Below are 24,223 nucleotides of genomic sequence, written 5' to 3' on the forward strand. Positions count from 1 at the left end.
CTTTCACGGCCCCACCGGAGCACCTCCCATCCCCACCCACCATCTTTCTGGTCGTTACACATCGAAGTATAGGTAAAATTCGTACGGGTGCGGTCGAATGGCTACTTCTCGGAGTTCCTTCTCGCGCTTATAGTTCACCCAGGTTTCCAAGAGATCACGGGTGAAGACGTTCCCTTCCAGCAGCCAGTCGTGATCGCGCTCGAGCGCCTCGAGGGCGGCCCCGAGCGAGCCCGGTACGCTCTTCACCTGTGCTGCCTGCTCGGGAGGCAACTGATAGGTATTGACGTCGAGCGGGCCGAATCGGCTCGCATCGAGTCGCCGCTGCACTCCATCCAGACCAGCCATCAGCATGGCAGCGAAGGCCAGATAGGGATTGCAACTCGGGTCGGGAGGACGGAACTCGACCCGCTTGGCCGCAGCATTCTCCGGTCCAGTCGTATACATCGGGATCCGGATGCAGGCGCTGCGATTGCGCTTGGAGAAGGCCACGTTGACCGGAGCCTCGTAGTGCGGCACGAGCCGCTTGTACGAGTTGGTCGTCGGGCTCGTCAATGCCAGGAGGGCGTCGACATGAGTCAGCAAACCAGCGATGTAGGAGAGGGCAAGGTCGGAGAGTTCAGCATAATGGCACGCCGCGTAGAACAAGTTCGTTCCATCACGCCACAAGCTCTGATGCGTGTGCATGCCGTTGCCGTTATCGCCGAAGAGCGGCTTCGGCATGAAGGTCGCTAGGCAGCCATGTTTTCGGGCAACGTTCTTGATGACATACTTGTAGATCAATACCTTGTCGGCCATCGCAGTCAGCGTATCGCGCCGCAGGTCGATCTCGCCTTGGCCCGCGGTCGCTACTTCGTGATGGTGCATCTCGACGGGAACACCGATCTGCTCGAGAATCAAGGCCGCCTCGCTGCGGATGTCTTGAAAGGTATCGTGAGGAGGAGCTGGGAAGTATCCCTCCTTGGGACGGATGGTATAGCCGAGATTCGGAGTCCCGTCGTTGCGACCACTGTTCCAGTACCCTTCGCGCGAGTCGATCGCGAAGCCCATGCGATAGGGCAAGACCTCGTAACTGACGTGGTCGAAGATGAAAAACTCGATTTCCGGTCCCCAGAAACTCGTGTCGGCGATCCCCAGGTCGCGCAGGTAGCGCTCGGCTTTCTGGGCAACGTAGCGCGGATCGCGCGCATACGGTTGACGCGTCTCCGGATCGACGACGTTACAAATCATGACGAGCGTCGGGACAGCCGCGAACGGATCGATGAAGGCCGTCGTCGGATCAGGAACGAGCAACATATCGCTTTCTTCGATGGTCTGGAAACCGCGGATACTCGACCCATCGAAGCCGATGCCACGCTCGAAATCGGCCAAGCTGAGCTGGCTCGCGGGCAGCGACGCATGCTGCCACGTGCCGGGAAGATCCGTAAAGCGCAAATCGACGATCTGGATACCACGTGACCGGATCAGATCGAGAACGTGTTCTGGCGATGTGCACGACCCGTACATGGTTCTCCTCCTGCCCCGCGCGCTCACCGCGCCTCGAGCACGCCTCACCTATGACCCAGCATAGGACAGCAGGAGCACGCCACCTTCGGCGTTCTGCTCAGGATAGCGGAGAACCCTTGTGCACAGTGCACAAAAGACAAGGGACATGAGGACAACAGGAGAAGACACGACCCTGACCGGCAGCCTCGCGACCAGCGCACCCTCGATACTCTCATTGGCCCGCGGTGCCGGTTCATCACCGGGCCCCGCGACCGCCAATGGCGGCTCGGTGAGAGCCAGGGCCGGTCGGCTTTCGCCGACCGTTGCGCCGGCCGCGCACTCACCCGTCAGGGCCGTGCATAGCAAGACTAGCACATCGTTCGCGCCTCTGTCAAGCTTCCCCAGTTGCTCACTCTGCCCACGCACTCGAGCACGAGCCCGCTGCCATTGGAGCGTCGCGTGCACTGGCGCTCGGGTACTGCTGCTCGTGACGAGCGAGCCCCAGCGATCACCCTTCAGCCCGAACGGCTCACTGCCGAAAAGAGAAGACTGAGCACCGCCTCGCCTGGCACCTGGAGGACACGGTGAACGAGGACATCGAACAGGGGTCGGAGAAAGGGTCCGGCCCGATGCTCGCCACACACCGAACTCCCGGGGGCAGCTCGGGCATTCCGGAACCCGTCGCGGCGCTCTGGAACAGTAGCGAGCCGCAGCTGCTGATCGACCCGGAGGACGGGCGCATCGTCGACGCCAACGATGCCGCCGTGCGCTTCTACGGGTGGACTCGCGATGTCCTGCGCTCTTTCACCATCGATCGCATCGACACGCTCCCGCCTGCCGAGATCCGAGCCCGACTCACCGAGGCCACCCAACGCCCCCGCACGCGTTTCATTTTTCCCCACCGCTTTGCGGATGGGCGCGTTCGCTCGGTCGAAGTGATCACTGGACCGGTACGCGTCGGCGAGCGCATCCTCCTCTGGTCGACGCTCCACGACCTGAGCGACCTCGTCCATCATTCCCCGGAATTCGAGACGCTCGTGCACCGCTATCAGACACTAGTGGAAAACCTCCCAGCTGTGGTCTACCTCGAAGAGGCCCATCCACCTCACCGCAAGATCTACGTGAGTCCGGCGGCCGAGCGACTCCTCGGTTGGCCTGCGCACGAACTCCAGGTCGATCGGGCGACCTGGTACGAGCGGTTCGTGGCACCGGACGATCGCGCGTGGGCGCTCGCCGAGCGAGAGCGAATCGATCGTGCCGGTGAAGCCTTGCGCCTGGTGTACCGGTTCCGCACCGGCGATGGTCGAACAATCTGGCTCCGCGACGAGGCGGTCCTCATCCGCGACCGTCTGGGACACCCCTGGGCTCGGCATGGGCTCCTGACCGACGTGACCAGTCAGAAGCGCCTCGAAGCCCGTCTGCAGCGGGAGCTCGCTTTTCACAACCTCCTGCTCGGAATCGCCAGTCGCCTGGTGACGGCGAGCAGCGACGAGCTCGAGGACGTCGTAGCCGCGACCTTAGCCGAGCTCGGATCGTTTCTCGCGATCGATCATCTGGTGCTTTTGGAGTGCGAAGGAACGGACATCGTGCTCCTGAGCCGGTGGCAGGCTCCCGGCATCGAGTCATCGGTACGGTGTCTAGGTCGGCAAGCGATGCCGAGCCTTCCCTCGCTCCGGTCGCAGCTCGAGCGCGGCGAACTGGTCGTCGTACCGCGTCTCGAGGCGCTCGACACGGAGGCCGACGATGTGCGGAGGTTCTGCACACACTTCGGCCTGCGATCGCTCCTCGCGGTTCCGCTCCTGGCAGCTGGACGCCTGATCGGCTGTCTCCTCGCTGCTCAGCAACGCGACGAGCGGCTGTGGGGTGAGGAGGAACTGGATCTCTTCACGCTCGTGAGCCAACTCTACGCGACGTCGATCCAGCAGCGGCGGGCAGAACGAGCGGAGGCCCAGCATCACGCTTGGCTCCGTGCGACGGTTCTCGCTGCGCCAGACGCCCTGCTCGTCCTCGACGCCAATGGTATCGTTCGCTTCGCCTCGCCCGCGGCCCGGACCGTCCTCGGGCTGGCGCCGGACCAGCTGGTCGGTCGCTCGCTCGCGGACCTGACGACCACCCCCGAGCGAGTCACCAACTGGGCACTCGACGGGCTTCGACCCGAGCGAGCGGACCGCATCGAAGTCCAGTTGGCGCACCAGCCGACGCGCACGGTCGAACTCTCGGGTGTCGATCTCCGCAGCGACCGGCACATCGCGGGCATCGTGCTATCCGCCCGCGATGTCACCGAGCGCAAGCGAGCCGAGCAGCTGCTCCGCGAGCGGGCAACGCGCGACCAGCTGACCGGACTGCTGAGCCGCTTCGGATTTCTCGAGGCACTCGAAGCACTCCTCCACACGACCACCGAAGAAACGATCGGCATCCTCTGCTGTGATCTCGAGCGTTTTTCGGCATTGAACGATGCGCTGAGCTGGGAAGCTGGTGATGCGATCCTCCGCGCGGTCGCCGAGCGGATCCGCCGCGTAACCGGAGCACTGGCCGCTGCTCGCCTGGAAGCCGACCGGTTCGCGGTCGCACTGACCGCGCCCGACCGGACGAGGCTCGTCCGACTCGCCGAGGAACTCTTGCATGAGCTCAGCGGCTGGTACGAGGTGGGCCGTGACGAAGTCTACGCCCGCATGCGCGGTGGGCTGGCTTGCGTGGAAGAAGGAATCGACGCGACCACCGCGCTCCGTCGGGCGGAAATCGCCTTCCAAGTCGGCAAGCGTGCCGGTCAGGAGCGTTTGTCCGTTTTCGATCCAGTGCTCTATCAGGCGAGCGTCGAGCGACAGTTCCTCGAGCGCGACCTGCGGCGCGCACTGGAACAAGGGGAACTCCGGATCCATTATCAGCCGGTCATCGCGGTTTCCAACGGTCGCTTGACCAGTTTGGAAGCACTCGTTCGCTGGCACCATCCCGATCGTGGTCCCATCTCTCCCGCCGTCTTCGTCCCCTTGGCCGAGACGACCGGATTGATCAGCCAGCTGACCCAGTGGATGCTCCTGCAGGCCTGCCGTCAACTTTGGGCCTGGTCTCGGGCCGGCCTGGCGCCAGAACTCTCGATCAGCGTCAACCTGAGCCCCACCGACTTCCTGCACTTGGACGTACCGCAGCTCGTCGAAGACATCCTGCAGGTGACCGGCCTGGAGCCGCGACGGCTGACGCTCGAGCTGACCGAGTCAGCGATGCTCGATCCTGCCGTCTCGCGCGAGCGACTGGAGCGCTTGCGAGCGCTCGGGATCGCGGTGTTGATCGACGACTTCGGTGCGGGGTACTCGTCGCTCGGCTATCTCAAGCAGCTACCGGTGAGCGGGCTCAAGATCGATCGCACGCTGGTGGCCGATATCGATCATGATCCAGCGAGCACCGCTGTCGTCCGCTCGATTCTGGAGTTGGCTGGCGCTCTGAATTTGAGCGTCACGGCGGAAGGGATCGAATCGGCGCGTCAACTGGCTGTCCTGCGCGAGCTCGGTTGTCAGTACGCACAGGGATTCTTCATCGGTCGCCCTGCTCCGCCGAATGCGATCCACGACCTCTTGCACCGTAGCTGCACCGATCGCCCCCATCTGGACGAGTGAGCGCTCCACCCGGTTGTGCGGGCACTCAGAAGCGGGGCCGGTATTCTCCCCACACCTGCCGTAGGCGTCCGCAGACCTGACCGAGCGTCGCCCCTGCCAGGAGCGCCTCGCGCAGGACAGGGAGCATGTTCTCCGTTCCTCGGGCAGCCTCTTCCACCCGGTCGAGCGCTCGGGCGACTCGCTCGCTGTCCTGCCGCGCCCGGTACTCCAGGACACGCGCGATCTGTCGCTCGACTGCTGCATCATCCAACCGATGCACAGGTACGTGCACCGGTGTCGCATCTCGATAGCGGTTGACGCCGACGACGATGCGCTCTCCACGCTCGACGGCTTGTTCCCATGCGTAGGCGCTCTCGGCGATCTGCGCTTGGATCCAGCCTCGCTCGATCGCCGCGACTGCCCCGCCGAGCTCCTCGATCGCGTCGATGAGCTCCCACGCGCGCCGCTCCACCTCGTCGGTCAAAGCCTCGACGAAATAGGAGCCGCCCAACGGATCAGCCGTATCGGCCACACCGGTCTCTTCGGCCAGGATCTGCTGCGTGCGCAAGGCGATCGTCGCCGATTCCTCGGTGGGCAACCCCAGCGCCTCGTCGTAGGAGTTGGTGTGCAAACTCTGAGTCCCCCCGAGGACGGCAGCCAGAGCTTGGTAGGCGACGCGTACGATGTTGTTCAATGGCTGTTGCGCGGTGAGCGTGCAGCCACAGGTCTGCGTGTGGAACCGCAACATCCAGGATCGTGGGTTCCGAGCGCCGAACCGCTCCCGCATGATGGTGGCCCACATCCGGCGCGCAGCTCGGAACTTGGCGATCTCCTCGAAAAAGTTGTTGTGCGCACCGAAGAAGAAACTGAGGCGCGGCGCGAACTCGTCCACCGCGAGCCCAGCATCGATCGCTGCCCGGACATAGGCGATCGCGTTAGCCAGCGTAAACGCGACCTCCTGGACAGCGGTCGCCCCAGCCTCGCGGATATGGTAGCCGCTGATCGAGATGGTGTTCCAGTTGGGGAGATGTTCCTTACAGTACGCGAACGTATCGACGACCAAGCGCATCGACGGACGCGGTGGGAAGATGTAGGTACCGCGCGCCGCATACTCTTTGAGGATGTCGTTCTGAATGGTGCCGCGCAGCTGCTTCGGATCCACCCCCTGCTCCTCGGCAACGATCTGGTACATGAGTAAGAGGATCGCCGCCGGTGCATTGATCGTCATCGAGGTCGTGACCGCACCGAGATCGATCCCAGCGAACAGCCGACGCATGTCATCGAGTGTCGAGATCGCCACCCCGACTCGCCCCACCTCCGGGCGCGCCAGCGGATGATCGGAGTCGTAACCGAGCTGGGTCGGGAGATCGAAGGCGACGCTCAGCCCAGTTTGTCCTCGCTCGAGGAGCAGCCGGAAACGGCGATTCGTCTCTTCTGCCGAGCCGTATCCAGCATACTGCCGGATCGTCCACTTCTTGCCGCGGTACATCGTGGGGTGGATTCCCCGCGTGTAGGGGTATTCACCGGGATCCGGCTCGGGCCGACGACCGGCTTCGCGATAGACCGGCGCAATCTCGATCCCGGAATCGGTCACCACGCGGCGGATCTCGGTCGTCGCCATTTCCGACCTCCTCGCAGCTGCTCGCGGGCGTGTTCGAGTCCTCGCCACACCGATGGGGACGGGTGATCCCGACCTGCCGCCCCGAATCGGCGACTGTCCAACTCTACACGATACGGATCATGCAATCGCCGTCAACGGCGGTTTGGGGAACTTTGCTCTCCTGCCCTTCAGGGATACCTGCTTTCGGTCGCCATGACGAACGTCGCGCACTGTCTTGCGTCCCAGGTCGCAGCGAGACGATTGGGTGCCGGGAATCTTCCCGCCGATGCACGGGCGAATCGGTCACCGCCGACGCGAGAGACGCGAGTAGCCTACCCTGCGCCGAAGCCACGCCACTCGTCCAATGGAGCGCACGCGCGAGCCAGGCGAGCCACGCGCAGCAGCCTCACGAGTCACTCCAGAGCGAAGGGACTTCCCCTCTTGCCCACTGGTCTCCTCGCTGGCACACTGGCGCTGTTCGAGGGCAGGAAGCCACCCCGCACGCCTGCCCGGTCAGTGTGCAGGCTGCTTCGGAAACGGTGAGGAAAGACGGATGGCCGCTTCCAGCCGTGCCGATCTCTATGCATCGCGGTATCCGCTCCTCGTGCTGCGCAATGTGGTGCTGCTTCCTGGTCATGCCGCGACGATCGCGGTAGCCAGTCCAGAGGGACAAAGGGCGGTCGACTTCGCGCGGCGACAGGAAGCAGCGCTCGCGGTCGTCGTGTACGCGGACGGCCGCGCACCGAACATGCTCACGCCACAGGTCGGAACGCTGGCGCGTATCGCCGAGGTCGTTCCCCAGCCTGACCAGCGCTGGCAAGTGCGTGTCGAGGGCCTCCGGCGAGTCCGGGTCCTTGCGCTGGACGTGACGAGCCCGGCACCCCAAGCCCGTATCGAGTTGCTGTTCCCGCTCGTCACTCCACAGACCCACACCATGGCGCAGCGGGTACGCGCGCTCGCGGGCGAGTTGCATCGTGCTGTCGGCATACCGGATGCGGAGACTCTCCGAGTCCTCGACGCCACGGAAGATCCCGACCGGCTGGCGGACCTCCTCGCTGGACAACTCGTCCGCGACGTCAGCTATCGCCAGCGCCTGCTGGAACTCGTCGAGCCACACGAACGTCTCGAGCACCTCGCCGCGCTGATCGAACGGGAACTGGCACGAGTATCCGCTCCGAGCCCGCCGCCGGTGTCACCTGCTGGGGCCCGCCTGTCGGCGGAGCCGGTCATCGTCGCAGACGAGACGAGCGAAGCACGCGAGGAAGCGGAGCGCTTGCGCCAGCGCTTGGCAGCGTGTGGCGCTCCCCCAGCGGTCGTGGAGCGAGTCGAGCAAGAGATCGAGCGCTTGTCCCGCATGAGTCCAGCCTCTGCCGAGGCGACAGTCACGCGGACCTACATCGAGACGGTGCTGAGCGTCCCGTGGCAGACCGAGACACCGGAAACCGTCGATCTCGCCCGAGCACGGGCGATCCTCGAGCGCGACCATTACGGCCTGGAACGAGTCAAAGAGCGCCTCCTCGAGGAACTGGCGGTGCGCGCGCTGACCAATGGTCGAGTGAGCCGCAGCACTGTGCTGTGTTTCGTCGGGCCGCCTGGAGTGGGCAAGACCAGCCTCGTCCGCTCGATCGCCGAAGCCTTGGGACGGCGCTTCGTGACGGTGAGTCTGGGTGGGGTACGAGACGAAGCGGAGATCCGCGGTCACCGCCGGACCTACCTCGGTGCCTATCCAGGGCGCATCGTGGAAGCACTCCGGCGAGCGGGCACACGCAACCCGGTCATTTTGCTCGACGAACTCGACAAGCTGGCAACCGACTATCGCGGTGATCCGGCCGCTGCGCTGCTCGAGGTACTCGATCCGGAACAGAACAGACAGTTCGTCGATCACTATCTGGACGTGCCGGTCGATCTCTCCGGTGTCCTCTTCATCGCTACCGCGAACTCGCTGGCGCCGCTCCCACGGCCCCTGCGCGATCGTCTCGAAGCGATCGTGCTGGAAGGGTACAGCGAGGAAGAAAAGCGGGAGATCGGCAAGCGCTACCTTCTACCGCGCCAGCTCGCAGCCCACGGATTACCGGAGACAGCCGTCGAGCTGACGGACTCGGCCTGGCAAGAGCTGATCACCGGGTATACCCGCGAAGCGGGCGTGCGCGAACTCGAACGGCAACTGGCAGCGCTCTGCCGCAAGATGGCGCGAGAAGTCGTGGAACGCGGTGGTGTCGTCAGGATGCCGTCGCGACGTCGTGTCACCCCGGCCACCGTGCGCCGCTTGCTCGGTCCACCACCCTATCGCGAGATGACGGCCACGAGCGAGCCACAAGTCGGAGTGGCCATAGGGCTCGGTGCCACTCCCGTGGGCGGGATGCTCGTGCCGGTGGAAGTCCTGGTCATGCCAGGGCGGGGAGAATTGCTGGTCACTGGCCAGGCTGGCGAGGTTTTACAAGAATCGGCCCGGGCAGCACTGAGTTGGGTCCGCGCCCACGCGGCTCGATTGGGGATCGCGGCGGACTTCGTGGAACGGATGGACATTCACGTCCATCTCCCGGAAGGAGCGCTCCCGAAGGAAGGGCCATCGGCTGGCCTGGCACTGGTCGTCGCGCTCGTTTCGGCACTCACCGCACGTCCGGTACGCTGCAATTTGGCACTCACCGGCGAGATCACGCTGCGCGGGCGTGTCTTGCCGGTCGGCGATTTGCGGCAGAAAGCACTCGCTGCCCAGCGGGCAGGACTGCGCGAACTCGTGGCACCAGCAGCGAACACGGTCGAGACGAGTCGGCTCCCCGCCAGTCTCGCTCGTCGACTGACGTTGCACTGGGTGGAAACGATCGAGCAGGCCCTGGAACTGGCGCTCTTGCCCCACCGTCACGACGCCTAACCGAGCGGGAGGGCCGCCGACGATCGGTATCTCGCCGCCCGGCTACCGGCTTCGCTAGGATTGCCGCGACGATCATGCCCGTTCGTGGGCTTTACGGTAGGAGGACTCACGCATGCATACCGCTTGGCGCGACCCCAGTGTGGAACAGCGAGTGCTCTCCGCGATCTCGCTCCATGAACCGTGGGCAGCGATCGAGCAATTCGCCCAGCTCGTCCGGCTCTCCGGTAGCCCGGAGGAACGTGAGGCACTCGACTATCTCGTCGAGCGACTGGAACGCTGGGGAGTACCGTATCGAGTCTTCTGGCCGACCTGTCTCATTTCTTGGCCAGTCTATGCGACGCTGCGCGTCGTCTCACCGGAAGCGCGAGCGATCCGCGCCAAGACACTCGCCTTCTCCCCCTCGACCGATGGAGCGGAAGTCATCGGCGACCTTGTCGTCGTCTCGTCGGAAGAAGTGGCGGGGCTCGAGCAGATCTTCGCTGGGCAGGTTCCGGCGCAGGTTCCCGATCTCCGCGGCAAGATCGTGCTGACCGATGGATTCGGCTTCGCGGCACAGGCCGTTCGTTGGGCGAGCACTGGTGCGCTGGCGGTTATCTTCGTCCATCCAGGCGAAGCGATCCACGAAGGCATCGCGACGACCTCGTGGGGATCCCCCGACCTGGATGCCGAGAGCACGGTACCGGCAGTCCCGATCGTGACCATCGCTCGGCCGGACGGCGAGTATCTGCGCGCGTTGGCCACACGCGGTCCGGTGACCGTCGCCCTCGCCACGACGGTGGAGACTGCATGGCGACCGATCCCGATACTGGTCGCCGAGATCCCAGGAAACCAGGCGGCTGACGAGTTCGTCCTCTTGCACGGTCATCTCGACTCGTGGCATGTGGGGGTCGGCGACAACGCGACCGGCGACGCGACGCTCCTGGAACTAGCCCGCGTGTTCTGGCAGCATCGCGACTCGCTCGCCCGCACGCTGCGCATCGCGTGGTGGTCGGGTCATTCCCACGGGCGCTATGCTGGCTCGACCTGGTACGCCGATACTTACGCGCAAGACTTAGTCCCCAATTGCGTGGCACACGTCAACTGTGATTCGCCCGGATGCCGCTGGGCCACCGAGTATCGAGCGGTCGCAGTGATGGCAGAAGCTGCCGCCCTTGTCCGCACAGCGATCCGCGACGTGACGGGGCTCGAAGCGACGACCGCTCGCCCACCGCGAGCTGGTGATTACTCGTTCACGAACCTCGGGATCACCGGCTGTCTCATGCTCTCGTCGACCATTCCGGAGGAAGTCAGACGGGCCAAAGGCTTCTACCCCGTAGGGGGCTGCGGTGGCAACATCGTTTGGCATACCGAGGACGACACGCTGGACGTCGCCGACCCTGACGTCTTGTTGCGTGACCTCGGCGTCTACGCCACCGTGACGCTGCGCCTACTGAATGCGCCCGTGCACCCGTTCGACTTCCGCGCGACGGTGCGGGAGATCGAGGAAGCGCTCCGCCAGTACCAAGAAATAGCCGGTGAGGCGTTCGACCTGCGTCCAGCGCTGCAAGCTGCGGGGAACCTGCTCACGACACTCGACCGGTTCTACGAGTACAGCGCGACACTCCTCGACCGACCAGCCGACGATCCGGAAGTGCGGCGCGTCAATGCAGCCCAGCGCTCGATGGCCCGTCACCTCGTCCCGATCAACTACGTGCGCCGCGGACGCTTCCGACACGACCCGGCACAACCGATCCCGCCGGTGCCGGAAGTGGCAGCAGCGCTCGAGTTCGCTCACGTGCAACCGGAAAGCGACCGCTGGCATCGTATCCGCACGCATCTCCTGCGCGGGCAGAATCAGGTGGTCTGGTCGCTCCGGCAGGCACAACGCCGGCTGGCCGAACTCCTCTCTTGAGCGATCGCCGAGGGCGGCCAGGAACACCAGGCCAGAACGGCCGCGCTGTCGGAGATGCGCGCCGCCAGCGTGACAGAACACATCATCGCCGCTGATGCTAGAATTGCCCACGATGGCGGGCACTTCGCGCCGGTTGCCGGTCACAGCGGTCGAGCGACGCGACAGGGTGGGGGGTGCGGGAACAGTGGCCAAGCAGCTCGGGATCGACCTCGGGACCGCGAACGTCCTCGTCTACGTCCGCGGGCGCGGTATCGTGATCAACGAGCCATCGGTCGTCGCGATTTCTGCCAAAGATGGGCGCGTCAAAGCAGTCGGCATCGAGGCCCGGAACATGCTCGGGCGTGAGCCGCGCGACACGATCGAGGTGATCCGACCGATGCGCAACGGCGTGATCGCGGACTACGAGATCACGCAGGAGATGCTCCGCTACTTCATCAACAAGGCAGTAGGTCGTTTCTCCCTCATCCGCCCAGAAGTGATGATCTCCGTTCCGGCCGGCGTGACCAGCGTGGAACGGCGCGCCGTGCGCGACGCTGCCTTGAATGCTGGCGCGCGCCGGGCCTACTTGATCGCCGAGCCGCTCGCAGCCGCCATCGGTGCACGTATCCCGATCGCCGATCCGAGCGGCAACATGGTGATCGATATCGGTGGGGGAACGACGGAAGTCGCCGTCATCTCCCTGAACGGGATCGTGGTCGCCAAATCGGTACGCATCGGCGGGAACCATCTCGACGACGCGATCGCCTCCTACATCAAGAAAAAACACAACCTGCGGATCGGCGAACGCACGGCCGAGGAGATCAAGATCGCCATCGGCTCGGCGCTGCCGGTGGAAGACGACATGGTCATGGATGTCCGGGGGCGCGACGAAGTCACCGGCCTACCCCGGACCATCCAGGTGCACGCGAACGAAGTGGTCGAGGCGATCGCCGAGCCGCTGGAAGCCATCCTCACCACCGTCCGTGCTGTCCTCGAGGAAACGCCGCCCGAACTCGCCTCCGACATCATCGACAAGGGAATGGTCTTGACCGGTGGTGGTGCATTGCTGCGCAACTTGGACCGCTTGCTGACCGAGGTGACCGGTGTCCCCTGCTTCGTCGCCGACGATCCCCTCAGCTGTGTCGCGATCGGCACCGGGCTCGCATTGGAGTACTTCGACGTCATCCGCGATAGCTTGGAAGAGGTCTAGGTGAGGGCGTAGTACTCCGCTTCCTCTCCCCCGCAGGCGATCACGGCATGGATGTGCCGGACAGCCCAGCGTTGACTGGTCCAGAGCAAGCGAGCGACTGCCTCGTCGAGATCACACCACGCGTAGTCGTCATGGGCTTGCGACAACCGGACAGCTGCTCGCGGCTCGACCAGGGCAGCGAAGGCAGGGGCGAGGACGATCGCGTCGCTCGCATGATCGTAGAATTGGGCGATGTAGTCCGCCGAGTAGAGTTTCTGTGGCACGAGCCCGGTCTGCTCCAAGAGTTCGCGCGCTGCTGCGTCGAGCGCGCGCTCGTTGGGCAAGATCCGCCCATGGACAGCGTGCCATGTCCCACCGAGCGGCGCATCTTCGCGGCGACGCAACAGGAGAAACTGGACCTCGTGGGCGGGACGCTGCGGAAGGCGACGGAAGACATAGACATCGACGAGATCAGCCACGATCCGCGGCATCGTTCCCCATATCCCTCGCACTGGCCCGGCACGAGCCGGTCGTCCCCCGACGCATACAGCGAGGATAGCACGTCACCCGGAGCGAGGGCTCACCAGCGATGTCGACGACGCCACCATTGGTAGCGGAGCCAGCCGATGAGTCCCCGGCCCGGTGGGGGCAGGTCGATGTCGCGACCGCGCCAGCGTCGCGCCGTCGGGGGTGTCCAGGAGTTCCCGCGGACGAACTGGCGTACGACGGGCGTGAAGAAGGAGAGCAGGCTGGCGATGGCGAGGAGCATCGCCAGGGTCCGTGACCAGTCGCTGACCAGCACAGCGAGTAGGGCGAGCAGGAACGCAGCTGCCAACAGCGCCGTATTTTCCGGTAACGAAAAGCGTGCCCCGGGAAACCGACGACGCGGTCGTGGGAAGCGTGGTCGTCGCAACGGGCGCAGCGCACGTCGCCACCACGGCTCGCGCTCCGCTTTCTCCAAAATCTCGAGAATCTGCTGTTCCAAGCGGGACGAGCGGCGTTCCTGCGGCATGGTCGGCCTCCTCAGTCCTTGCACTGTGGTGCGCGCGCGAGCGTTGCCACAGCCGCGATGGCTCGATCGATCTCTTCCTCGGACGTCGACCATCCAGGCGAAAGGCGGACGGTTCCACAGGGATATGCGCCGATGGATCGGCAGGCTTCGCGAGCGCCATGGAGCCCTGCCCCGGCCAGAATGGCGAACTCCCGCTCCAGCGCATGCGCCAGGTCGAGCGGTCGCCATCCCTCCACCTGAAACGAGACGAGAGCGACGCGGGAAGCGGCTCGAGCCGGCGTGAACAGCCGTACACCCGGTATCGCGGCCAGGCCAGTGACGAGTCGCTCGGTGAGCACGCGAGCGCGCTCCCCCGTACCGGCTAGGCCGGTCCGTGCCAGCCAGTCCACGGCCGCCCCGAGGGCAGCCAGTCCGATCGTATCGAGTGTCCCCGTCTCGTACCGCTCCGGGAGGCTGCGTCGCACTGCGTCGTCCGGCGACTCGCTTCCTATCGCCCCATCGCGCAGCGGAACGACCTCGGACGGGTCGATGCGCGGGCCGAAGACCAGCGCTCCGGTTCCCGGAGGACCGAGCAGCCACTTGTGCCCGCTGAGAGCGACCAAATCGGCACCCAGGGCATCGAGAGCCAGCGGAATGACTCCCGCAGTCTGGGCTGCATCGACCAGGACATAAGCCCCGCGAGCATGCGCGAGCTCGACGATCTCGCTGACTGGCTGGATCGCACCCGTCACGTTGGAAGCGTGGCAGACGACGACGAGACGCGTATTGGGGCGCAACGCGCGGCGCACGTCCTCTGGATCGACAGTCCCTTCGGCCCCGACCGGCACGCGCGTGGTCGTGACACCGAACACTTCGAGTGCACGCAAGGGTCTCCCAACCGCATCGTGCTCGAGCGCCGTCGTCACAACGTGGTCACCTGGGCCCAGCAACCCTTTGAGTGCGAGATTGAGCGCATCGGTACCGCTGGCCGTGAAGACGACCCGCCGCGGATCAGCCACACCGAGGAACGCCGCTACTCGCTGCCGGGCCTGCTCGACCGCTTCCCAGCTCGCCCGCGCCAGCCGGTGCCCCGTCCGGGCGGGAACACCGCTCGCCGTCGCCAGGAAGCTAGCGAGCGTTTCGCGCACGACATCCGGTTTTGGCCAGCTGGTCGTCGCGTTGTCCAAATAACACATCATCCCCGTCACATCCCGATGTACCGCGCGTAGAGCGCGCGGGCGACCGCAGGATCGGTCGTTCCACGCACGATGGCTCGCCCGTCCGGGAAGACCGTCAACTCATAACCCTCCACCATGAATCGTATCAGGTACGGGTTATGCTGGAGCGGCCCGAGTACCGACAGGCGCTCAGCGAGCGCTGCGAGATCGAGCGAGATGGCGGGTCGCACGACAACCTGGACGGCATCGCGCCCACACAGAGAAACGATGCGATTCGCCATCTGCTGGCGGAGAAAAGCGCGTTCGCCTCGACCACAAGCTGGGCAATCCGGCCGGCGCTCCACGGCGATGTGCGCGATCTCCATGTTCCAGAGATCGATGGACAACAGGCCAGGGTTGCGAGCGGACCGGTCGCCGACCAGGAGCTTGAGCGTCTCGCTCGCTTGCAGGGCACCGACTAGCGCGGCAGCGGGGCCGAGCACACCGACGGTGTCACAGGTGGGAACGCTGCCTGGTGCTGGTGGATCGGGGAACAGGCAGCGAAGGCAGGCCGTCTCGTCGGGAACGATCGTCATCGTGGAACCATGTGTCCCGATCGCGCCACCGTAGACCCAGGGTTTCCCCAGTTCCAGCGCCGCATCGTTCAGGAGGTAGCGCAGCTCGAAGTTGTCGCTTCCATCGACCACGACATCGACGTCGGCAATCAGCCCGGTGATGGATGTCGCATCGACGTCGAGGACAACCGGCTCCACCGCGATCGCCCGATCGATCCGCTGCACAGCCCGCGCGGCCGCGACCGCCTTCGGGAGCGCCGTCCGCACATCCTCTTCCTCGTAGAGCGCCTGACGCTGCAGGTTCGTCCACTCGACGACGTCGCGATCGACCAGCCGGAGGAAGCCGACACCCGCTCGGGCGAGCAGCATGGTCGCGTGGCTGCCGAGTGCCCCCAACCCGAGGACACAGACGCGTCCCGCTCGGATACGGGTTTGGCCAACTCGTCCGATGACGGGGAGAAGGATTTGGCGGTGATGGCGCTCCGCTGGCTCCTCGCTGGTCATCGCGTGTTCCCGCCTACTCGATACATATGGTACAGTTGCCAACCGGCTCGTCCCAAGCGGGCTGGCCACGGCTCCTGCGCGTCCGAGGGACGCTGGCCCGGCTCGCTCTCCTGGGGCGAGGCGATCGTCCGATGAGGAGAGAGTACGCCCGTGAATACCGTTCGCCTGACTGTCGTCGCTCGCGACGGCGTCGCGAGTTTCCTCGGTCCTGGTCACGCGATCAAGATGCTGGCGGCTGCCTGTAGCCACAATCCGGTGACCTTGACCGAACTCCTCGACTATACGGCCCCCTTCGACGCCGATTTCGTCGAAGGTGTTCGGGCCGGATTGGCAGTGTTCGATGAGCACAACAGCGCCGAGAACGCCACAGCCTTCCACACAGTGGTCCAGCTCCTCAGCCCGGACCGGCTTCCCCCGTTCCGCGTCATCGACGAGCTGACCCGCTCGCTGAGTCTCCAACCGGTCGGTGTCGGCCTCGTGCTCTACAACTTGGAAGCTCGCCGAATCGTTCAGCTCGTCAACCGATACGGCGAACTGCTGCGGCAGGATCGCGGACGGATCCGGCGCGGCGGCGAGCCGACACGTTTGCTCTACACGTATCGCCTACCGGACGACTGGCGGATCCTGCCCTAGCGATCGCGCTCCGGCTTTTGCCGCTCGCGCTCCGGGAGCGAGCGGCGGCGCGTCAAGAGTCCACCCAAGAACAGCTGCTGCAGGTGCTGGCCGACCGAGAGTTGGGAGAGTTCCCCAGCGGTAGCCTGCAGGAGCTCACCGGGACGTCGCTCCTGCGTCGCCCACTCGGCGCGAGCATCGCGCGCCTGCTCGAAGGCGGCCTCGAGCTCGCGCAGCGCGTCCTCCGAGCCAGCGGCGATCAGCGCGCGCAGGCGTTCCAACTCGGCGATCGCCGCATCGAGCCAGCGAGTTATCGCTGGTGCATTGGTCGCACAGATATCGCGGTACATGCGGGGGCTGCCAGCAGCCAAGCGCGTCGTGTCGCGGAACCCTCCCGCCGTGAGCTGACGCATCTCCCGCCAGGCGACATCGCGGCTGGTGACTCGCATGAGGGCAACGGAAAGCAGGAACGGTAGGTGGCTGATCGCCGCCACGTAGGCATCGTGCTCTTCGGCATCGAGAAAACGCGGCTCGGCACCGAGCGCAGCCACCAACCCCAGCACCGTCTCGATCGCCTCGCGGCTGGCGGTGAGGGACGGCGTGACCACCCAGATCGCTCCCCGGAAAAGATCGGCATCGGCGCCTTCGATGCTCTGCGTCTTGCCAGCCATCGGGTGACCGCCCACGAAGTGCAGGCGTGACGGCAAGCGCTCGGCTGCCCAGCGCAGGACAGCCGCCTTCGTGCTGCAGGTATCGGTCACGACTGCGCCGTCGGGCGCGTGTTCGGCGATCGCCGAAAAGACCTCCGGCACCGCACTCGGTGGTGTGGCCACGACGATGAGATCAGCGCCGGCCAGGGCCTCCGGCAGCGTCCAGGTGGTCCGATCGACCGCTTTGATGCGCTTGGCCTCGTTCTGGTGCAGGAGTTCGATGTCGTAGCCGACGATCGTCAGCGGCGCACCGCGGGCCTGGGCAGCCGCCCACCGCTTGAGCCCGAGCCCGATCGAGGCCCCGATGAGTCCCAGTCCGACGATGGTGACTTGCTGCATGACGACTCCTCTATGCTGCTCCGGCAGCCCCCACCGCACCGGGAGCGACCCATACGCGTCCCCACCCGTCCAGACACGCGCCGACCCGTAAGGCGCTACGATCGGGAGCGGGGATCGGCTGCTGGCCGCCCGATCGCCGTGTCCACGCCGTTCGATCCTATCATATCAACGCCGAACCAGCTCGAGATCGACGGTACGGATCCAACCGTCGCGTCCATCGGGGAGCTCGAGGTGCAGCCAGGTCGCGTTACCGACCTGCTCTTGCTCGCCGAGAAAGCGGAGCTCGGTACCCGGTTCCAAGACAGCGACGACCTGGTACTGCGTTCCCGGCCCAGCCCGGAAGTTGACCTGCGACCCCTGAGCGACACGATGCGTCGCCTGCCAAGCCGGCGTGGGTGTCACCACTGGTGAGACCACTGGAGTCGGACTGGGACGCGGGGCGAGCGCAGCCGGAGTCACAGCTGGGGTGACGGTCACAGTCGGCGTGGCCGCGGGAAGACGCGAGACGAAGTCGCTGAAGACAGGGGCGAGCCGGGCGTAGATCCACACGAAGCCCGCCAGCGCGATGAAGATCGCCAGTCCCATCGCGAGGCCCAGCCAAATACCGGACTGGCGCGAACGATGACGCAGGCGGGCAGAGAGCTCTCGATCGATCACTGTCTCGCTCCGGACCGATCCCCCACCACGTACCGCCAGCGTACGCTGGCCGCGCTGCGCAGTATAACGCAGGCTGCGGTAGACTCGTGCCGAACTCGAGGCGATCCCGGGACCACGAGAAAGGAGCCGACCGTGGCGGACTTCAAGAACTATATCGATGGCAAGTGGGTCGAGGCGAAGAGCGGCGCCACGTACGAGCGCCGCAACCCCGCGACGGGCGAACTCATCGGCACCTACGCTAAGAGCGGTCCGGAAGACGTCGCCGCAGCGGTGGAAGCAGCCAAGGCAGCCTTCGATCGCTGGCGCAAGCTGCCCGCGCCCAAGCGCGGCGAGATCCTCTTCCGCGTCGGACAACTCCTCATCGAGCGTAAGGAGCAACTGGCGCGCGAGATGACCGAGGAGATGGGCAAGGTCCTCACCGAGGCCCGCGGCGATGTCCAGGAAGCGATCGACATGACCTTCTACATGGCGGGTGAGGGTCGCCGCCTCTGGGGCCAGACGACTCCTTCCGAGCTTCCCCACAAGTGGAACATGACGCAGCGGCGACCGATCGGCGTGGTCGGGCTGATCACGCCGTGGAATTTCCCGATCGCCATTCCGGCATGGAAGATCATGCCGGCACTGATCTGCGGGAACACCGTCGTCTTCAAGCCCGCCAGCTACACGGCGCGCTCGGCTGTCCGACTCGTCCAGATCTTCGAGGAAGCCGGTCTGCCGCCCGGGGTGCTCAACCTCGTCCTCGGAACCGGCGAGACGGTGGGAACTGCGCTCGTCCAGCACCCGGACGTCGCGCTCATCTCCTTCACCGGGTCCAACGAGGTCGGCCAGCAGGTCGCCGTCGAGTGCGCGCGACTGGGCAAGCGCGTGTCCCTGGAAATGGGTGGGAAGAACGCCATCATCGTGATGGACGACGCGAACCTCCGGCTCGCCCTGGACGGAATCGTCTGGAGCGCCTTCGGGACCTCCGGCCAGCGCTGCACAGCAGCCAGCCGCGTCATCGTGCACGAGGCGGTCTTCCGCGAACTCGCCGATCAACTCGACGCGCGGGTGAGCCGGCTCAAGCTGGGCAACGGCCTCGACCCCACGACCGACGTCGGCCCCGTCGTGAGCGAGAGCCAGCTGGAGCGCGTCCACCGGTACGTCCAGATCGGCGTCGCGGAAGGTGCGCAGATCCTGACCGGTGGGCAGATCGCGCGCGATGGGGAACTGGCACGCGGCCACTTCCACCAGCCGACCATCTTCGTCGATGTGCGCCCCGAGATGCGGATCGCCCAGGAAGAGATCTTCGGACCAGTCACGGCGCTCATCCGGGTGCGCAGCCTGGAGGAAGCGATCGCGGTCTGCAACGGAGTGCGCTACGGCCTCTCGGCCTCGATCTTCACCCGCGACATCGACAAGGCATTCCGTGCCATCGAGGACGTCCATACCGGCATTTTCTACGTCAATGCCGGTACCATCGGGGCGGAAATCCATTTACCGTTCGGCGGTACCAAGGCGACCGGGAACGGGCACCGCGAGGCTGGGCAAGCCGCGCTCGACGTCTTCAGCGAGTGGCAGTCGATCTTCATCGACTACAGCGGTCGCCTGCAGCGTGCCCAGATCGACGTCGAGCAGCTCACCGCCGACGACTGACCACCGCTCCGAGAGACAAGCGCGCGCCGGCTCCCCACCGAGTCGGCGCGCTGCTTTCCTCACGGGACACAGGCGACCCGAGACGCCAAGCGACCGACACGGTCATTGGCGAGCAGTGCCGGTGCACGAGAAGGGCGACGCGTCAGTGACCGGAGCAGCGCCCACTGGCCAGTCTGATCGGTGGACGCGGTAGGCGGCACCGTGGTCAGTTTCCATCGCGCACTCGCCGGCCAAACCGACCGCCGCCCGCCATACCAGGACACCGGATCGCTCGACCGGCTATCGAGCAGGCGTCAGTCCCAGCGTTTGGGCGAGTTCGCGCAAAAGATCCAGGTGCGCCTGCGGAGAGGGTAACCCGAGCCCCATCGTGTTGATGCAGAGGTGCGTCGCCCCGAGACGGCGCCAGGCCTCGATATCGGCCAGCCACTCGGCCCGCGGCACCTGCGCGAGCGTCAGACGCCCTTCGATCCCAAAGCGAGCGGGATCGCGGCCGGCGGCCACGACCCATTCACGCAGCTCCTCGACCATCGTGCGGAGTTCGGCGGTAGGACGCCATTGCGGCATCCAGCCATCGGCCAGGCGCGCCGCCCGCCGGCGGGCCGCCTCGGACATCCCACCCAGCCAGATCGGAATCGGCCGCTGGACTGGCAGCGGGTTCAGGCCGACAGCCGGCAGCCGATGCCAGCGTCCCTCGAAGCTGACGATCGGCTGCGTCCAGAGCAACCGCAGCACGGTGATCTGCTCCTCCTCCCGCCGGCCACGCGTGTGGAAGTCCATGCCGAGCGCGATGTACTCCGCCTCGTTCCAGCCGACTCCCACACCGAGCCGCAGGCGCCCGCCGGAGAGCACGTCCACTTCTGCCGCCTGCTTGGCGACCAGTACGGTCTGGCGTTGCGGCAAGATGACGACGCCGGTGACCAACTCGAGGCGCCGCGTCACTGCCGCGAGATACCCGAACAGGACGAACGGCTCGTGGAACTGGTGGCCCGCATGGTACGGACCGCGCCAACCGGGATAGTGGGCGAGATCCACTCCGACGACATGCTCGTAGGTCAAGAGATGCGTGTACCCGAGCTCCTCGACGGTTTCGGCATACGCACGGATCACGGCCGGATCGCTGCCGATTTCGGTCTGCGGGAAGACCACGCCGATCCGCATGACCAGCCCCTTTCCGATCGCGCTCGGACGCTCGCGCCGTGTCGTCCGCAGCTCGACTGTACCGGAAGGATCGCTTTCCGTCAGGGGCGTTCGCCGGCTGCACGGGCACACGGCCAAACGGCGTCCGCGGCGATCTGGGGCGCGTCATCCTGCGCTGCCTCCTGCCGCAGTCCGCTCGACCGCGGCCGCAAACCTGTGCCGACCGGAGCGGCACCGGCCACATCGTACCGATCGACCTGACCGTGCCGGGGACCGCACCGCGGACGTACGGTCGGGGTGCGTCGGGACGCATCGTGGCAGAACGGACCGTGGCGATCCCAGGCCCACGGTGCGGAACCGGCGACGGTAGCGCGTGCCGCCCCTCCGGGCCGGCGGGTCAGACACCGCCTGACCCCTACAACACGGGGTCGGTGCCCCACCGCCCGACACCAATGCCCGATCGGGGATGGGTCGTCCCGCCATGGAGGGGCGACGCGCTGCGTCGCCCGCCGCGCCAGGGGCGCGGCAACATCGTTCAGGGGATGCGGGCGTGCGGGGATTTGGTGCGGCACGCCGGATCACGGGTGACGCAGTGATTTGCCGGCCCTACCGGGCCGGCGGGTCAGGCACCGCCTGACCCCTACAAAACAGGGATCATTTGCCGCCTATCCGCGCAGCCATGCGCCGCACCGGGAAGAACCTCCCGACCTGTGTCGGGCCGAGGCTGCCTCGCCCGCGCGTCTCTGGCGTGGCAAATGCCACGGCATCCAGGCAACGCGTCGACGATCCCACCCGCACCGTGCCCATCGCCCCTCCAGGGATTGGCCGGCCCTCCGGGCCGGCGGGACAGCCAACGCCTGACCCCTACAAAACGGGGGTCACCCGCCATCCGACCGTGGTGCGATGGTGCCTCACCAGGGATGCAGCGCCCCACCGTGTAGGGGCGACGCGGTGCGTCGCCCGTCCGGGCCGGCTGGCGCGGGCATCCGACGGGACACACCGGCAGGCGACAATCGGAACGGCACACCGGACGACGGGCGACGCGGTGGCGTGCCGGCCCTTCCAAGCCGGCAGGCCAGGCGCTGCCTGCCCCTCCAAAACGGGGATCAGGTGCCGCCCATCCGCGCAGCCATGCGCCGTATCGCGGACGCGCCGCCTGACCCTGTAGGGGCGACGCGCTGCGTCGCCCGCCGCGCCATCGGCGCGGCAGTTCCACGGCAGACGGTCACACGGCGCCGTTGTGGGAAATCATGCCTGTGTGATCTGGGAAGCGGCCATTCGATACGCGAGACCGACGACCATCGGCGCAGCATTCCCGGCCCTTCCGGGCCGGTGGGTCAGGCACCGCCTGACCCCTACCCGAGGGATGCAGGTGCGGCACGGCAAGGCGAGCGGCCGGTGCCGTGGCTGGCGGGCCAGCGAACGCGAGGATCAGACCGATGAGCGGAGAATCGGCTCACTACCGCACGCATCGAGTCCCAACGCAGATGACTCGCCGTGCCGAACGTCCTTCTGCTCTTCTGCTATGCTCAATCATCTTGTCCGGCTTTCGGCGAAAGGACAGATCGCATGGCTCGCCTCGCACCGCTCGCACTCCTCGCGCTCGCGGTCATGCTCGCCTGTGGACGAGCAGCCGCGCCGACCGCCGCTCCAGCCTCGCCCGCATCGGTGGCGACTCCGTCCCCCTCGCTCTCGTCGCCAGCACGACCAGCCCCGGCACCGTCCCCCGGGGCGGCCATCCAGCCCTCTCCGGCCGCACCGCGCGACGCCATCGACGAAAAACTTCTCGCCTGGTCCACTGCCTGGGCGACTGTCCAACGGTTCCGCGTCGACATCGAGACCAAGGACGGAGCCGGTGTGGTCTACAACCGATCGATCATGCGCGTCGTCCGCCCCGACCGGTACCACTTGACTAACCTGGATCTGGAGACACGCCAGCCGCGCACGCAGACGATCGTCATCGGCACGAAGACCTGGGTCAAGCTCGCCGGCAGCGACCGGTGGGAACCGTTCGACAGCCAGGACGCTTTCGACTTCGGTCAAGCTTGGGATCCCACGACCCTGCTCGAGGAACGCAGCGGCGCCACCGGTGCGACCCACTCGTTGGAGCAGCTTGCCTCCGAGACGATCGACGGTATCCCGTGCGAGCGCTGGTCGATCGTCAGCGAGCTGCCGCTCGGAGTCACGCTCCAGTACACCGTCTGGATCGCCGAGACGGATCGCCTCCCGCGGCAGATCGCCTACGTCCAACCGGATGGACTCACCCAGCTGCAGCGTTACAGCTACGATGAGGAGTTCGACATCCAGCCACCCGGTTGAGCCATCGACACGAGGAATCCGTCGCGGGACAGAGCGCAGTGCCGAGCCAGGGGACGACCGCTGACACGGCACCTCCTCCGACCGGACACCAGTGGTCGCGCCCTGGTGAGAAAGGCGCTGTGCCTCGTCGGGCGCTGCCCGACCGCGCGAACCGTCGTCGCCCGAGACCGGAACCGGTGCGTCGTGTCACTTGACGATGCGGTACCCATCGCCGACACTGGAGCATGCGAGACAGGCCACCGACGGAAAGGATCACGCCGATGCGCCGCCTGGCTCTCCTGACCACCCTGCTCCTCGCCCTGGCAGTCACCGGCTGCGCTGGCCCCGTTCGCCCCACCCCCACGCCCCTTCCCCCGACGCCGACTCCGGTCCCAGTCGGGCCACCGGCCGTCCAGGGTGCCGACCGCGCGCGGCTCGCCGCCTGGACCAGCGCGTGGGAAGCAGTCGAGCGCTTCCGCGCCGAGATCACTGTCTTCGACCAGTCGGGAAACGTGCAACAACGGGTGCAGCTCGCCGTCGTCCTCCCCGACCGGTTGCACGCTTTTCAGCTCGATCCGGCGACCGGCCAGCCGACCCTCGAATGGATCGTCATCGGCGATGCTGGCTGGATCAGGCAGGGTGACCGCTGGCAACTCGGCCAGATCCGCGGGCCGCTCGACCTGGCGCAGCTCTATGATCCCTCCTCGCTGGCCGAGGCGCGCGATGCGAGCGCTGGTGGCGCGACCATCACGATGGAAGAACTCGCCCCGGAGACGCTCGACGGTGTTCCCTGCGAGCGCTGGTCGATCACGGTGACACCGACTGGCCAAGCCACCAACCGGATCACCCTCTGGCTGGGCCAGGACGACCAACTGCCGCGACAGCTGCGCACCGAATACCCGGACGGATCGGTCCTGCAGCTCCGCTACTGGGGCTTCGGTGAGGCGTTCGAGATCCGGCCACCAGCCGAACGCTGAGACAAGCTAGTCGCGGATCGAGCGTGGGGGC

General features: G+C 66.2%; 17 protein-coding genes. 8 read left to right on the plus strand and 9 right to left on the minus strand.

Annotation, left to right across the window (positions count from 1 at the left end; genetic code table 11):
* Positions 1-54: 54 nt before the first annotated feature.
* Positions 55-1,503 carry a type I glutamate--ammonia ligase gene (gene glnA, locus ACWIVK_RS05935; protein WP_448575654.1) on the minus strand — a complete coding sequence of 483 codons (1,449 nt, stop codon included), beginning with the start codon at positions 1,501-1,503 and terminating at the stop codon, positions 55-57.
* 563 nt (positions 1,504-2,066) lie between these two features.
* On the opposite strand from glnA, the gene ACWIVK_RS05940 reads away from it, so the two are divergent.
* The gene (locus tag ACWIVK_RS05940; RefSeq protein ID WP_448575655.1) at positions 2,067-5,093 is read left to right on the plus strand and encodes a sensor domain-containing protein; all 3,027 of its coding nucleotides are present in this window, start codon (positions 2,067-2,069) and stop codon (positions 5,091-5,093) included.
* 25 nt (positions 5,094-5,118) lie between these two features.
* On the opposite strand, the gene ACWIVK_RS05945 is transcribed toward ACWIVK_RS05940, so the two are convergent.
* Complete coding sequence (locus tag ACWIVK_RS05945) at positions 5,119-6,693, minus strand: acyl-CoA mutase large subunit family protein (protein WP_448575656.1); 1,575 nt, start codon at positions 6,691-6,693, stop codon at positions 5,119-5,121.
* Between the two features lie 532 nt (positions 6,694-7,225).
* Here ACWIVK_RS05945 and lon point away from each other — a divergent pair.
* The 3 genes from lon (at position 7,226) to mreB (ending at position 12,624) form a co-directional block, all read left to right on the plus strand.
* Positions 7,226-9,544 carry an endopeptidase La gene (gene lon / locus ACWIVK_RS05950; protein ID WP_448575657.1) on the plus strand — a complete coding sequence of 773 codons (2,319 nt, stop codon included), beginning with the start codon at positions 7,226-7,228 and terminating at the stop codon, positions 9,542-9,544.
* A 112-nt stretch (positions 9,545-9,656) separates the two neighbouring features.
* Positions 9,657-11,435: a M28 family peptidase gene (locus tag ACWIVK_RS05955; RefSeq protein WP_448575658.1), complete on the plus strand. Its 1,779-nt coding sequence runs from the start codon at positions 9,657-9,659 to the stop codon at positions 11,433-11,435.
* A gap of 184 nt (positions 11,436-11,619) precedes the next feature.
* Positions 11,620-12,624 carry a rod shape-determining protein MreB gene (mreB, locus tag ACWIVK_RS05960; protein ID WP_448575675.1) on the plus strand — a complete coding sequence of 335 codons (1,005 nt, stop codon included), beginning with the start codon at positions 11,620-11,622 and terminating at the stop codon, positions 12,622-12,624.
* Here the strand turns inward: mreB and ACWIVK_RS05965 are convergent.
* The 4 genes from ACWIVK_RS05965 to ACWIVK_RS05980 all read right to left on the minus strand — a co-directional run bounded on the left by ACWIVK_RS05965 (position 12,621) and on the right by ACWIVK_RS05980 (position 15,830).
* Positions 12,621-13,094 (minus strand): NUDIX hydrolase, encoded by a 474-nt coding sequence (locus tag ACWIVK_RS05965; RefSeq protein ID WP_015922510.1) that lies wholly within the window; start codon positions 13,092-13,094, stop codon positions 12,621-12,623. The genes mreB and ACWIVK_RS05965 overlap by 4 nt on opposite strands.
* An 89-nt stretch (positions 13,095-13,183) precedes the next feature.
* Positions 13,184-13,615, minus strand: a complete 432-nt coding sequence (locus ACWIVK_RS05970) for a hypothetical protein (RefSeq protein WP_448575659.1) — start codon at positions 13,613-13,615, stop codon at positions 13,184-13,186.
* A gap of 11 nt (positions 13,616-13,626) precedes the next feature.
* Positions 13,627-14,793, minus strand: coding sequence for an aminotransferase class V-fold PLP-dependent enzyme (locus ACWIVK_RS05975; protein ID WP_448575660.1), 1,167 nt, complete (start codon positions 14,791-14,793; stop codon positions 13,627-13,629).
* A 5-nt stretch (positions 14,794-14,798) separates the two neighbouring features.
* On the minus strand, positions 14,799-15,830 hold the full coding sequence (locus ACWIVK_RS05980) for a ThiF family adenylyltransferase (protein ID WP_448575661.1): 1,032 nt from the start codon (positions 15,828-15,830) through the stop codon (positions 14,799-14,801).
* Between the two features lie 150 nt (positions 15,831-15,980).
* Between ACWIVK_RS05980 and ACWIVK_RS05985 the strand changes: the two genes are divergently transcribed.
* Complete coding sequence (locus ACWIVK_RS05985) at positions 15,981-16,463, plus strand: hypothetical protein (RefSeq protein ID WP_448575662.1); 483 nt, start codon at positions 15,981-15,983, stop codon at positions 16,461-16,463.
* Here ACWIVK_RS05985 and ACWIVK_RS05990 read toward each other — a convergent pair.
* A complete protein-coding gene (locus ACWIVK_RS05990; protein ID WP_448575663.1) occupies positions 16,460-17,491 on the minus strand; it encodes a prephenate dehydrogenase in 1,032 nt (343 codons plus the stop codon). The genes ACWIVK_RS05985 and ACWIVK_RS05990 overlap by 4 nt on opposite strands.
* 165 nt (positions 17,492-17,656) lie before the next feature.
* Positions 17,657-18,148, minus strand: coding sequence for an SH3 domain-containing protein (locus ACWIVK_RS05995; RefSeq protein ID WP_448575664.1), 492 nt, complete (start codon positions 18,146-18,148; stop codon positions 17,657-17,659).
* 132 nt (positions 18,149-18,280) lie between these two features.
* Here ACWIVK_RS05995 and ACWIVK_RS06000 point away from each other — a divergent pair, with 132 nt between their 5' ends.
* On the plus strand, positions 18,281-19,780 hold the full coding sequence (locus tag ACWIVK_RS06000; protein WP_448575665.1) for an aldehyde dehydrogenase family protein: 1,500 nt from the start codon (positions 18,281-18,283) through the stop codon (positions 19,778-19,780).
* Positions 19,781-20,059: 279 nt separating this feature from the next.
* On the opposite strand, the gene ACWIVK_RS06005 is transcribed toward ACWIVK_RS06000, so the two are convergent.
* Positions 20,060-20,938: an LLM class F420-dependent oxidoreductase gene (locus tag ACWIVK_RS06005; RefSeq protein ID WP_448575666.1), complete on the minus strand. Its 879-nt coding sequence runs from the start codon at positions 20,936-20,938 to the stop codon at positions 20,060-20,062.
* A gap of 1,548 nt (positions 20,939-22,486) precedes the next feature.
* Here ACWIVK_RS06005 and ACWIVK_RS06010 point away from each other — a divergent pair.
* Positions 22,487-23,236 carry a hypothetical protein gene (locus tag ACWIVK_RS06010; RefSeq protein WP_448575667.1) on the plus strand — a complete coding sequence of 250 codons (750 nt, stop codon included), beginning with the start codon at positions 22,487-22,489 and terminating at the stop codon, positions 23,234-23,236.
* 260 nt (positions 23,237-23,496) lie between these two features.
* Entirely contained in the window at positions 23,497-24,192 is a 696-nt protein-coding gene (locus ACWIVK_RS06015) for a hypothetical protein (RefSeq protein ID WP_448575668.1), read from the plus strand.
* Positions 24,193-24,223 lie beyond the last annotated feature (31 nt).

The sequence above is a fragment of the Thermomicrobium sp. genome (assembly GCF_053493975.1).

Bases quoted from the DNA above. Each gene is read 5' to 3' on its own strand.
- glnA (WP_448575654.1), bottom strand. From the start codon at position 1,503: ATGTACGGGTCGTGCACATCGCCAGAACACGTTCTCGATCTGATCCGG.
- ACWIVK_RS05945 (WP_448575656.1), bottom strand. From the start codon at position 6,693: ATGGCGACGACCGAGATCCGCCGCGTGGTGACCGATTCCGGGATCGAG.
- lon (WP_448575657.1), top strand. From the start codon at position 7,226: ATGGCCGCTTCCAGCCGTGCCGATCTCTATGCATCGCGGTATCCGCTC.
- ACWIVK_RS05955 (WP_448575658.1), top strand. From the start codon at position 9,657: ATGCATACCGCTTGGCGCGACCCCAGTGTGGAACAGCGAGTGCTCTCC.
- ACWIVK_RS05965 (WP_015922510.1), bottom strand. From the start codon at position 13,094: ATGCCGCGGATCGTGGCTGATCTCGTCGATGTCTATGTCTTCCGTCGC.
- ACWIVK_RS05970 (WP_448575659.1), bottom strand. From the start codon at position 13,615: ATGCCGCAGGAACGCCGCTCGTCCCGCTTGGAACAGCAGATTCTCGAG.
- ACWIVK_RS05975 (WP_448575660.1), bottom strand. From the start codon at position 14,793: ATGATGTGTTATTTGGACAACGCGACGACCAGCTGGCCAAAACCGGAT.
- ACWIVK_RS05980 (WP_448575661.1), bottom strand. From the start codon at position 15,830: ATGACCAGCGAGGAGCCAGCGGAGCGCCATCACCGCCAAATCCTTCTC.
- ACWIVK_RS05990 (WP_448575663.1), bottom strand. From the start codon at position 17,491: ATGCAGCAAGTCACCATCGTCGGACTGGGACTCATCGGGGCCTCGATC.
- ACWIVK_RS06005 (WP_448575666.1), bottom strand. From the start codon at position 20,938: ATGCGGATCGGCGTGGTCTTCCCGCAGACCGAAATCGGCAGCGATCCG.
- ACWIVK_RS06010 (WP_448575667.1), top strand. From the start codon at position 22,487: ATGGCTCGCCTCGCACCGCTCGCACTCCTCGCGCTCGCGGTCATGCTC.
- ACWIVK_RS06015 (WP_448575668.1), top strand. From the start codon at position 23,497: ATGCGCCGCCTGGCTCTCCTGACCACCCTGCTCCTCGCCCTGGCAGTC.